The organism is Amycolatopsis sp. GA6-003, from assembly GCF_046267895.1.
Lineage (GTDB): Bacteria > Actinomycetota > Actinomycetes > Mycobacteriales > Pseudonocardiaceae > Amycolatopsis.
Genome location: NZ_CP176499.1, coordinates 4,956,170 through 4,967,993, shown reverse-complemented (window position 1 = coordinate 4,967,993; position 11,824 = coordinate 4,956,170). Strand labels below are relative to the sequence as shown.

The window sequence follows — 11,824 nt, the reverse complement described above, 5'->3', positions numbered from 1 at the left end:
GGGCGCGTGAACAAGCCGGTGAGGACAGCGACCGCGGGCCTGTACATGAGTTACGGGCACTTCGTCATCACGGACTGGAGCGGTCCGAGCCCGGCCCCGGGCCTTGCCGCGTCCAACGGTCTCGTGGGGGCGGATTTCAGCGGGGCGGTTGTCCTCACCGGCATCGCTAACGGCTGGGTCAATGTGGCAGTGCAGCTGCTCGACACCGCGCCTGGCTTGGTCGAGACCGACGACTGGGACGAAGTCGCCGAGGTGTCGGTGGATTCGGAAGACGGGGAACTCGTCGTGCATGGCAGGGGGGAAGACCCTCCTCCGGGCCTTCCCGAACTGGCTCACGCAGGACCGGGCTCCTACCGCCTACGTGTGCACGCCCGCGGCCGCGACATCGCCGCCCACCACAACGCCGAAGAGCCCGTCGAGACCTACCGGATCTCCGCGTGGCCGGCACCCGAAGCACCCGAAGCGGTCTACAAGCAGTCGGACAAGCATGGGCAGGAAATCCGGGCACAGTGGCCGCGACCGTGACGCCAAGCCGCGCGGCCTAAAGGCACGTTCTCCGCTGTACCGGCCCGGAAGAAGGCAACCCGGCGGGTCTGCGGTCTGGGTACGTCCCTGGTGTGGCGACGATGTCCTCGCCGGCCGTAAAATGGTGACGAACGATTGGTAGTCGGCGTCGGTGATGCGGGCGAAGTCGGTGCGGCCTGCTCCTAGCGGGGGCGAGGCCCGAAATCAGGTACCGACTCTCTCACCGGGTTGTATGCGACGCCTGCGCGAGATTACGAGATCAGACGCAATGCCTATGAGCAGCGGGGGCCATTCGCATCGTCATCCCGGACGTCGATGACCCGTCGCTTTAAGGACGACCTCCCACTGACCCCTTTGCTCGAGCAGCGACGCAGCTCAATCCGCCTTGCCGCAAGCTGCCGATGGGCCAGACTGGTCACGATAGCCACCCTCGTATGCACTTATTTACTGGCATCCCTATCTACCTCGGCAATGGCGGTGCGCTACCAGTCCATGTTGGCGTTGCGTTCTTCCATGTAGGAGGTGCGTTTGAGGAGGTTGTCGAAGGCGGCATCGTCGGCAGCGTCGGCGTAGGTGGCGACGGATGCTGGGTCGAAGGCGACAGTGAGGCCGGCGACTGCCCACCGGTGGCCGCGAGTCGGTGCGATCCAGGCGTCGAACTCATCGAAAATCGCGCATACATGCTCGAACTCGCCTTCATCGACGGGGACCAATTCGTAGTACGGCCCTCCGCGTCGGGTTGCGATGTCTGCGCGAAGCGCTCCGCCGGCGCACAGGACTATGAGTCCACCGTGCCTTTTGTCGAACCCGCCGTGGACGTGGGTGTTGCGGAACTCCTCGGCGATGCTGCGGAGCCGGTCATAGAACTTCTGGGCGTCGCTATTGCCGGCCAGGGGGATGACCCGTTTGAACTTGTCGCCCAATTTGCCCTTGAGGAAAGAGACAAGGTCTTCCTTGGATGCGTCGAAGCCGGAGAAGGGAAGCATGAGGACGAAGAGGTGTTCGAGGTAGCTGAAGTAGGCGTTGACCATCGCGACGGTGGTGTAAAAGCCCTCGGTTTGCGCGGCCAACAGCCAAAGACCGCCGCTGCTGGACGGCAGGCTGGTCAGTTGACCGTCGCCGTTGTGCGCGGCTTCGGTGAGTTCGCGAAAGTGCCTGTACATACCGCGTAGGCGGCCGTATTGGTTCACCACGCCGACCGCACCAGCTTTGACTTGGTCGGAGATGAAGTCCTGAAACACGTGCCGCTCAACCAGCTTCACGGCCGTAGCAAGAAGTTCTGCTAACTCAAGAAGCAGAGAATCTAGCGTCCGATCGGGCATTCCGTTGGTGTACGCCTCCAGTCGCAGGCCGTACTTGCGGAACGCCGCCACACACAATGTCCCGCCGTATCCGAAGTGGACTTCCCAGGCCGTCTTCTCCGACCGCCCTAGATTGCGAGAGCCAAGAATGTCTTCGAGCACCAGCAACAGAAGCTGCGGCTGGAACCGCTGATCCAACGACAGCCGGCGTCCAGACCTCCCGGAAGCACCAAGCGCAGGAGGCTCGGCGGTCAACGCTGCCAACTGCCGATGAACAATCGTTGAGACGTTTTCAGGCACGCGTGGCCAGCGAGCCCGTGCACCTTCCGAGTCCAGCACGGCTGCCTCCCTTAGCGTGCGGGGAACTGCCCGCCGAAGAGGAGGTCGAGGTAGTGGAACGCGTCCTCGAACTTGTCGTTTTGGTACGCGTCGAGGGCTTTACGCGCCCTGATGGCGGCGGTGGAGAGCTTGGAGAGCGCGTCGGTCTTGCGGTAGTCAGAGGAGCAGGGATGGAAACGCCCGGTGCGGCCCTTGGGGTCGTTCATCGCTGACAGGCCGTTGTCCTGTAGCGATTCCAGGAGTAGACAGACGTCCCACACGGCGATGAACCCGGACTGGGTCGCCATGTGCTGTGCGGCCCGCATCTCCAGATAGAACGACGAGACGGGCACGTTGCAGTAGTATTTCCACGCTTTGATCAATCGTGCCAGCTTCTTGGCAGCGCCTTGGACACCGTTCTTTTGGTTGCATTCGTTGACGTAGTCCAGGTGCACGGTCGGCGCCGATTCGATCCACCCGCTCGACGGCCCTGGGATGTCATACAGCGGCGACGGATCGGATGACTTGAGGAACCCCGGGATGACTTCCCACGTCTCCTCGCCTCCGGCGAACTCAACGACGACCGCAGGACGGCTGATCCGCACGGTCGTTGCAGGGAATGAGGTCGACAGTGCGCTCTTCACCCAGTTCAGGGCCGTGTCGGAGGTGCCAGGTTTGGTGTTGCCGATGCTGACGAGAACATCGACATCGCTGTAGTTTCGAACGCCGGTGCCGTGGTGGAACGAGCCGGTTTCACGCATCGCCAGCACCGATAGGGACTTCTTCAATGAGGTTTCCACTCGGGAACGGTGCGCGGCCGCGGCGGCCCGCTGCGACGCCAGCGGCGTGAGCCGTTCAAGAAACACATCGAAGCCCTGAGCAACGGTTCTAGCCATGTCGCGCTCCCGTCCCGGTCGAGTCCACCTCGTAGATTTGGCCCCCTGTGGTGATGTTCTTCTGCGCCCGGCTCCGCGCCCACCGATTCGGGGGCTCGGCGGTCTTGTTCTGCTCGTCCCGCCGGGCCGTGATCTCCGCGAGAGCGGCACGCATCTCATCAAGGTCGGTGACAGGCAAGTCCAGCAACCGCGCCTGGCGCGCGGCGGTTTGGATCTCCAGATAAGCATTCGCCGCTGACGATGCCTGATTCGTGCGATGGCTCGCGTTGACCGTCGTCAACACTGCGCCGAACGCGGCAGCGCCCAGCGCGAGCAGACCCGCCCAGAAACGTCCAGCTGTCGACGCCAGCGCGGTCGCACCCGACACTGCTGCCAGCACGCTTGCCGGCAACCCGAGCACCAGATTGATGCCACGCCACTGCTTCGCCTGCTCAAACTGATTCTGAGCGCTGTACATGGCGGACTCTTCCAGCCGACTGAACTCCTCGGCCATCGCCTGCCGCCGCCCAGACTCCGAGTCTTCCACCACCTGACGCTACCCCCAGCAGAATCGTGCCCAGGGGTCACACGTCACACCAAAGGGTGACCAGCGCCCCGCCTGTCGCGACACCAGGAACTGCCGCACACAGTGGTCGCCATTCGGCATCCTCTCGTTACGACAGACGTTGCACCGAAACCGAACGACACTCGACAGCGCACAGCTAGAGCCCAGACGGCAACCACGAATCTCACCTTTGCCCGGCCGCACACAAGCCGGTTCAGGACCCGTACCGACGACCGCTCGTGGCCTGGGAAAACCTGATGCCACGATCCGCAAACCGGCTAGCCGCGCCTCCGGCACTGAACGCTGGACTCCATTGCCGGGTCACGACGCGTAACGAGAAGATGGCCGACCCGCATTCGCGTCGGCTCGACATCGATCATAGGACAGTCCTGTTCGCGTCGGCTCTCAGCGCGCTTCGGCTGGGGCGGGGTACCCCCAGCCACGTTATCGTCTTCTGAACGCTTTGCGCTCTCTTGCACCATGAGCCGCCTGCGCCTGCGCCTGCGCCTGCGCTCCAGGATCTTCGCCGCATGGCCAGGGTGGAAGGTTCGTTTCTGGTTACGCGCACACGGTTGAGAGGACGCCGGTCGGCGGCGAGTTATCGCGCCGGAAATTGTCGGACCCCTGCCCTACAGTGCACCGGGTGACCACAGTGAGTTCCAGCGTCAATGCGATTGGTGACACCGTCGGGTGTCTCACGGTGACGGCTGCGGCTGCGGTCGGCGCTGGTGTGCTGGCGGGCAGGGGACAGAAGTCCCACGTTGCCCCGCCCGCCTGCGCTGTGAGAGCGGCGGGGGCAGTTCTCGACTGTCTGCACGGCGGTGTGCCGCCGACGATCGGCGAAGGCCGGGAAGGAATCGGCTGTGACGGTCAAGAGTTTTGAAGGCTTCGTCGCGGCGGCGACGGGTGGGATGAGTCCGTATCCGTACCAGGTGCGACTGGCGGAGCAAGGGCTTCCAGACGTGCTGCGAGTCCCGACTGGTACGGGGAAGACACTGGCGGCGGTGCTGCCATGGATGTACCGGCGTCAGGTGGATCCTGATACCGCTCCGCGGTGGCTGGTGTTCGTGCTGCCGCAGCGGGTGCTGGTCGAGCAGACTCTTGCGCGGGTTCGGGAGTGGGTTGAGCGGCTGGGGTTGCCGATCGGTGTGCACGCGCTGATGGGCGGGGAGGATTCCGAGGCTCTGGAGTGGACGTCCGATCCAGTGCGTGATCGGGTTTTCGTGGGCACGCAGGACATGGTGCTGTCGCGGCTGCTGATGCGGGGCTTCGGGGAGGCGCGGTCGCGATGGCCGCGCAGTTTCGGGTTGCTGCATGCCGGGGTGCAGTTCGTGTTCGACGAGGTGCAGTTGATGGGGCCCGGGTTGCCGACGTCGTTGCAGTTGCAGGGACTTCGGGACAGGTTCGGCACCGCGTTGCCGTGTCGGTCGATGTGGATGTCGGCGACGCTGGATCCCGAGCGTTTGCGGACGCCGGACTTCGCCCGGGATTTGTCGGTTGTCGAACTGGGAAGCGACGATCGTGACGAGGGTTTGCGGAAGAGGCTGGATGCGACGCGGGCGGTGGCCGAGCTTCGGCTGGGCGACCCGGACGGGCGGCGTTATCCGCGGGTGCTGGCCGAGCGGGTGCTGGCCGAACATCGAGCGGGGACCCGGACGCTGGTCGTGGTGAACACGGTTGACCGGGCCGCCGCGGTGTTCGCCGAACTGCGAGAGGCGGCACCGGTGGCGCGGTTGGTGCTGCTGCATTCGCGGTTCCGTCCCGGGGATCGGCGAGGACATGTCGAGGATGCGCTCGCGGATCCGGGCGAGCCGGGAGTGATCGTGGTCAGCACGCAGGTGTTGGAGGCGGGAGTCGACGTCACGTCCGAGACGCTGGTGACGGAGGCGGCACCGTGGTCTTCCCTGGTCCAGCGCGCGGGCCGATGCAATCGGTATGGGGAGAGCCAAGCGGCTCGGTTGTTGTGGCTGGTGCCACCGCAAGGCCGGGACATGTACCTGCCCTACGATTCCGACGATGTCGACGCCTCCGTGCGCCAGTTGCGCAGTCTGGAAGGACGCAGCCTGACAGGGGCAGAACTCGCGGCGCAGGACGTCGTCGAGCGCGACCAGCTGCATCCGGTGCTGCGTCGGCGCGACCTGATCAGTTTGTTCGACACCGCGCCGGACTTGTCCGGCAACGACATCGACGTCAGCCCGTTCATCCGCGACGCCGACGACCGGACGGTGTCGGTCGCCTGGCGCGATCTGTCGGATGACGGGTGGCCGACGATGTCGGCACCGCTGCGCGAGGAACTGTGTCCGGCGCCAGTGGGTGCGGTCAAGCGCTTGGCGTCGGCGGGCACAGCGGTGGTGCTCGACCAACGTGACGGTGTCTGGCGTATCGCCCGCGAGGACGATGTCCGCCCGACCGCGCTGCTGGTGTTGGCCGCCGCGCGCGGCGGCTACACAACCCGGACCGGATTCGATCCGAAGAGCACAAGCCCGGTCGACCCCGTCGAGCCCGTCGCGGAAAAGCAGAAGTCCGGGCCGGAAGGACTGGACCGCGACCCCGAGTCGGGCGGACAAGCCTGGGTCGGCCTGGCCGAGCATCTCTCCGACACCGAGCAGGCCGCCCGCACGCTGCTCGACGACTTGAACCCTGACCTCGGACAGGACGTGCGCGAGGCGATCGCGCTGGCCGCGCGCTACCACGACCTCGGCAAGGCCCACCCCACGTTCATCGCCTCGCTGGAAAAGGCCAACCCGGCCGCCCCGCCGCCGACGACCGGCATCGTGTGGGCGAAGTCGCCCAGCCGGACGCCGCTGCGTCACGATCCGCGGCATTTCCGGCACGAACTGGTCAGCGCGTTGCTGCTGCTCGACCCGGACACCGGGCTGCTGGACGGCGTGGCGGAGCGCGACCTCGTCGCATATCTCGCGTTGGCGCATCACGGAAAGGCGCGGCTGACCGTGCGTGCCTTCGAAGACGAGCCGCGAGACACCGTGATGGGTGTTCGGGAAGGTTCCGTGACAGCGGCGACCGACCTGCCGAGCGGGACGCGTCTGGAGGAGCGGGCCCTGTCGCTGGCCGCGATCCGGCTCGGCGTCGGCTCGCTGACCGACCGGGCCTTGAGGCTGCGGGACCGGGCGGATCTCGGGCCGTTCCGGCTCGCGTTCTGCGAAGCTCTCGTCCGTGCCGCGGACGGCCGGGCAAGCGCCAAGGGAGGCGCGTGATGCCGGATCTCGTCTTGCCGGGCTGCCAGACGACACCGCTGGCCGGATACCTGTCCGGCTTGGGGATCTTGCGGGCCGTGACGCGATGTGTCGACGACGAGGCGGCGGGCTATTGGCGACGTGGCACGTTCGTTTTGCGCAGTACGGTGCCGACCGTCGAGGCGCTCGTGGCGGTGCTGGACGAGCGGTTCGAGCCGGAGGCGATCGTGTCGCCGTGGAACGCCGGCTCGGGGTTCGCGGGCAACGGCAAGAACACCACCGCTGAAGCCGCGCTGGACTGGGTGCGTACGTCGCGCGAACCCCGTCTGGCCGCTCTGCGCGACGCTGTCGAAGCAGCGGACCGGGTGGTCGCACGAGGACGGCAACGGGGATGGGGCGGCAAGAACGACGCCCTGTGGGACCCCGCCCGCAAGCGTGACGTGCTGCAGTTGTGCCGCAACGAGTTCCCGGACGACGCGCTGGCCTGGCTGGACGCCGCGACGGCACTGACCGGCGATACGGACGTCGCGTTCAGCCGGTTGCTGGGCACCGGCGGGAACTTCGGCCGCCAGGACCTCTCGGTCACCTATCTGGCCCGGGTCCGGACGATCACAGGCGACCGGCGCAGCCGCGGCTGGCTGACTGCACTGCTCACCGGAGACGAATCAGCACCGTATCTGCGGGACGCGGTCGGGCAGTTCGACCCGGGCCGCGCCGGTGGCATCCAGTCGTCGCCGCTGGAGAAGGCGGACGACAAAGGGTTCGTCAACCCTTGGGCGTTCCTGATGACGGTGGAGGGAACGCTGTTGTTCGCCTCCGCGGTGGTCCGTCGCCACGGTGCCGACTACGCGGGCGCGGCGCTGCCGTTCCAGGTGCAGGGCTCGGCCAGCGGATTCGCGACGGCTGCGCCGGGGGAATCGGTGCTCGGCGAGTTCTTGGCCCCGGAATGGGCCGAGCCGACCCGTCTGCCGGAACTGGTGGCATTGCTCGGCGAGGGCAAAGCGCAGTGGCGGGCGAAACCGGCACGGTCGGCGCTCGACTTCGTCCGCGCCGCCGCGAATCTCGGCGTGGACCGGAGAATCACCGCTTTCCAGCGGCACGCGTTCGTCGACCGGCATGGCCAGAACCCGCTTGCCGTTCCCGCCGGAGCCATCGTCATCCCGAGGACACGGAGGCCGGTCGGACTGCTCGCCAGGCTTGATCCGTGGCTGGACGCGCTGCGCAGTTCGGCGAGCAACACGCTCGCCGCCCGGGTTCGCGGCGTCGAGCAGGCGCTGTTCGCCCACGCGAAGACCGGAAACGCGGCCGACCTGGTCGCCGTGTTCGCTGCCCTCGGGCGATGCCATGAGACGGCCGCCCGTGCGGGGCGAACCCGCCGGTTCGTGTCGCCGCTGGTCCTTCCCCACGGCCGGGCCATCGCCGACGAACTGCGACGCGCCCTGCCCGACGATCCGGACCTGCGGGTGGCGCTCGCGCTCGCGACCGCACGGGATCCCGGCACCGACTGCCCGACGCTCGGCGGACTGCGCCCCCTGCTGTTCCCGGTCACTGCCGGCCCGCGCCGACGGCCGGTGTGGTCAGGCCGTCCCAGCGCGGTCTCGCTCGGCGCGGGACTCGTCCCAGCGTTGGCGTTACTGGCGCGGCGTCGCTCGATGCCCCGCCCCGACGAACCCGACAACGCAGCTCCGTTCCCGGCGGTGCGCGGTGCCAGGATCTCGTTCGGTCAGGGCATGTTCGCCCGGCCCTCGGACGCGCAGGCGCTGCTCGCCGGTTACCTCGACGAGCCGAGGATCGCCGATCTGCTGGCCGGACTGGTCACCGTCGACTGGGCCGGAACCGACTTTCGCCTGCCTCCCTTCGAGCCCGGATTCCTCGTCGGTGCCATCAACTACCTGCTGCCTTTCGCATCGACCGCGCCCCTGGAACTGCCTGGCGACGACGGCACCACGACGCGGGTGCGGCTTCGTCCCGGCAACGCCTGGCCCGCCCGGCTCATCGCGGGACGCGTCGCCGACGTGCTCGACGACGCGGCCCGCCGCCTGACGATCACCGGCATTCCCCAGGTGCTACCGCCGCCCGACACCCGCATCAGCGGCGACCGACTGGCCGCCGTACTGCTGTTCCGCATCACCGAACGCGACCGGATCCGGGCACTGAACCGGATCGCCGTCCTGCCCACCCCAGAAAGGTCCGCACCGTGACAACCCGCATCGCCTACGAAGCCGATCTCGTCCCGATCCTGGGCAGCACCTTCCAGCCGACCGGATTCCCCGACCTCGGCGCGGCGACCTTCACCCGGTTCGAGGACGGCCAGGACGTCCCGGCGCTGCTGGTCGAATCAGTGCAGTCGATGGCCAACCGGCTCGAAGCCACAGCGTGGGACGAACCGGGCAACCAGCCGGTGCCCGCCATGAACGGCCTGCCCTGGATCCGGGTGGTCCGCAACGGCACCGACGAGTTCCTCACCTCCAGCCGGCTCGAGGCCCACCGGCTCGCCTCCCCGTTCGTCCACGCGTCCACTGTGGACGGCAAGCCCGTGTTCGACCTCATCCGCGACCGGCTCGGCCTGGCCAAAGACACCCCGCTCAACCGGTCCGCGATGGCCGCGGCGATCGCCGGACTGGACCCGTTCTGCCTCATCCACGGCGTGTTCTTCGCCCAGAAGGAATGGTGGGGCCAGCCCAGATTCCCCCGAGCCCTCTCCGGCGTCATCGAAGCCCACCACGTCGAGCGGGCCGACAGCGGCGGACGGAAATCCGACCGCGTCCGCCACCAGATCTCCGAAGACGCCGGCGGAACTGCGGAAGGCTACGGATCGGTCCCGTTCGCCCGGACCGAATGGACCGCCAAACGCATCCGCGCCTCCTTCGTCCTGGACACCGAACTGCTGCGCTCCTACGGCCTGCCCGCACCCGCCACCGACCTCCTCGAAACGGTGGCGTTGTGGGAGATCCGGTCCCTGCTGTCCGGCGGTCTGCGGCTGCGCACCGCCTGCGACCTCGACCTCGACGGCGACGTACGGGCCCGCCGCAATAGCCCGCCGCTGCCCGCACTCGACGAACTGACCGCGAAGATCACCGAACTGGTGCCCCGATGCGCCGACGTGCTCGGCACCGGCGAACCCCTGACCGTGCACTGGGCCGACAAAGGCAAGAAGAAATGACCGTCACCCTCACCCTGCGCTTCCCCTGGGGCCGCTACCACGCCACCCCTTGGGGACGCCACGTCAACGAAGGCGCGGTCGAACTGCCGCCGTCGCCCTGGCGGATCCTGCGCGCGCTGTACGCCGTCTGGTGCACCCGAGCCCCCGACCTCGACGAGCACGTCGTGCACGCGCTCCTGGACAAGCTCGCTGTGCCTCCGGCGGTGTTCGTGCCCGCCCACACCATCGCCCACACCCGGCACTACTACCCCGACAGCAAACACACCGCCGCCACCGCCAGCGTCGACAAGACCCTGGACGCCTTCGCCGTCCTCGACCCCGACGCCGAACTCGCCCTCCAATGGCGCGGCCTCGACCTCACCGGCCCGCAACGAGACGCCTTGGCAAAACTCGCCGCGTCCCTGCCATACCTGGGCCGAGCCGACAGCATCTGCGAAGCCACTCTCGCCGACCAATGGGAACCGGCTGGTCACGACGCCTGGCTGCCCGTCGAGACGGCCGAGACGATTCCCGACGACGCCGAGGTCACCGCCGTACTCGCCGCCACACGTCCCCTCGACCTGGAGGCGCTGGTCGCGCGGCCGGTCGACGTCCGCAAGGGCGGGCTGCTGTTCCCCCGCGGCACCCGTTTCGCCGGCTACCAGAAAGCGCCCGGGACGACCCGCCCGCGGCGACGGCTCCTGAAACCCGCCGTCACCGCCGTCCGGTTCGCTGTCGCACAGCGCGTACCGCCGCCCCGCGCCGACACGCTGATCTACACAGACCTCCTGCGCAAAGCCGCGCTGCGGAAACTCGGCGACCGCCGCACCAAACCCGCGGACAGCCTGCTCGGCGGCAAAACCGCCGCCGGCGCCAAAACGCGCGACGACCACCAGCACGCGCACTACCTGCCACTGGCACAAGGCCGTCACCTGACCGGACTGCTGGTCTGGATCCCCGCCGGTCTCAGCGGAGACGAACTCGACGCGCTGACCACCGTGACACAGCTCAGGACCGGCATGAACGAGAAATGGCGCCTCACTCTCCGCGCCGCCGACACCGGCGACATCCACGACATCGTCCCGGAACTAGCCCGGCCATCACGCCGCTGGACTTCGCTGACCCCGTTCACCCCACCGCGATACCCGAAGAACAAAGACTGGCCAGAATTCCTCCGCGCCGAGATCGAACGAGAACTCAGCTACCGAGGATTCGACGACCTGCGCGTCAACAACCTCACCGTGTGGGAAGACAGGACTCCGTTCAGACGCACCCGGCCATCCGCCCCAGACCGTCCCCGACCGTCCGCATTCGTCACCACAACGTTGAACCGAGAGATAACCGGACCGTTGGCACTGGGACACCTGAGCCACTTCGGGCTCGGTTTGTTCGAGCCCGAACTATGAGGAGCAGTCGCGATCGGGGACCTGCTACCGTTGTCCCTTGTCGAGTAGGCTGCGTGACTCGCGTCCCTCCGGCGCTTAGCGCCGGACTCTATTGCGGTGGCCTAGCGGGAAGTAGCACCTCTGCCCAGCCTGGCTGTTCCTCTGGCGCTTGGTGCCGGACTCTATTGCGGCAGACCCGGTGGGGTTGCGTACCGCGGCTGGTTACTCACGACGCATCCGGCGTTGAACGCCGGACTCGATTGGGGCGATAACCACTGCCTGGGTGTCACTCAGTCGAAGATTGGTGCCGCCGACGTTGAGCGTCGAAATCCATTGTGGCATCGCGTTCCTCCGTGCACGCCTCGACGAAGACGAGTGAGTGCTCCGGCACTGAGCGCCGGACTCCATTGCAGCCGCAGCCACGGCTTCATCCCGTCGGTCAGCTGACCGGTGCCTCCGACGCTCGGTGCCGGACTCCACTGCGGCAAGAAGGGCTACGGCAAGATCCGGAGTCGGCGG

General features: G+C 67.3%; 8 protein-coding genes. 5 read left to right on the top strand and 3 right to left on the bottom strand.

Features of this window, described 5'->3' with window-relative positions:
* Positions 1-6 precede the first annotated feature (6 nt).
* Entirely contained in the window at positions 7-525 is a 519-nt protein-coding gene (locus tag F9C12_RS22230) for a hypothetical protein (RefSeq protein WP_409461719.1), read from the top strand.
* A 482-nt stretch (positions 526-1,007) separates the two neighbouring features.
* Here the strand turns inward: F9C12_RS22230 and F9C12_RS22225 are convergent, their stop codons facing one another.
* Genes F9C12_RS22225 through F9C12_RS22215 form a run of 3 tightly spaced genes read right to left on the bottom strand, consistent with a single transcriptional unit; the run spans position 1,008 to position 3,566 of the window.
* Entirely contained in the window at positions 1,008-2,165 is a 1,158-nt protein-coding gene (locus tag F9C12_RS22225; protein ID WP_409461718.1) for a hypothetical protein, read from the bottom strand.
* Positions 2,166-2,176: 11 nt separating this feature from the next.
* Positions 2,177-3,040: an SMODS domain-containing nucleotidyltransferase gene (locus F9C12_RS22220; RefSeq protein ID WP_409461717.1), complete on the bottom strand. Its 864-nt coding sequence runs from the start codon at positions 3,038-3,040 to the stop codon at positions 2,177-2,179.
* Positions 3,033-3,566: an SLATT domain-containing protein gene (locus F9C12_RS22215; RefSeq protein WP_409461716.1), complete on the bottom strand. Its 534-nt coding sequence runs from the start codon at positions 3,564-3,566 to the stop codon at positions 3,033-3,035. The genes F9C12_RS22220 and F9C12_RS22215 overlap by 8 nt, the downstream gene beginning before the upstream one ends.
* An 881-nt stretch (positions 3,567-4,447) precedes the next feature.
* Between F9C12_RS22215 and cas3 the strand changes: the two genes are divergently transcribed.
* Genes cas3 through csb2 form a run of 4 tightly spaced genes read left to right on the top strand, consistent with a single transcriptional unit; the run spans position 4,448 to position 11,326 of the window.
* Positions 4,448-6,799: a CRISPR-associated helicase Cas3' gene (gene cas3, locus F9C12_RS22210; RefSeq protein ID WP_409461715.1), complete on the top strand. Its 2,352-nt coding sequence runs from the start codon at positions 4,448-4,450 to the stop codon at positions 6,797-6,799.
* A complete protein-coding gene (gene csx17, locus F9C12_RS22205; protein ID WP_409461714.1) occupies positions 6,799-8,979 on the top strand; it encodes a type I-U CRISPR-associated protein Csx17 in 2,181 nt (726 codons plus the stop codon). The genes cas3 and csx17 overlap by 1 nt, the downstream gene beginning before the upstream one ends.
* Entirely contained in the window at positions 8,976-9,941 is a 966-nt protein-coding gene (gene cas7u / locus F9C12_RS22200; RefSeq protein WP_409461713.1) for a type I-U CRISPR-associated RAMP protein Csb1/Cas7u, read from the top strand. The genes csx17 and cas7u overlap by 4 nt, the downstream gene beginning before the upstream one ends.
* Positions 9,938-11,326 (top strand): type I-U CRISPR-associated protein Csb2, encoded by a 1,389-nt coding sequence (gene csb2 / locus F9C12_RS22195; RefSeq protein WP_409461712.1) that lies wholly within the window; start codon positions 9,938-9,940, stop codon positions 11,324-11,326. The genes cas7u and csb2 overlap by 4 nt, the downstream gene beginning before the upstream one ends.
* The last annotated feature ends 498 nt before the right edge of the window (positions 11,327-11,824 follow it).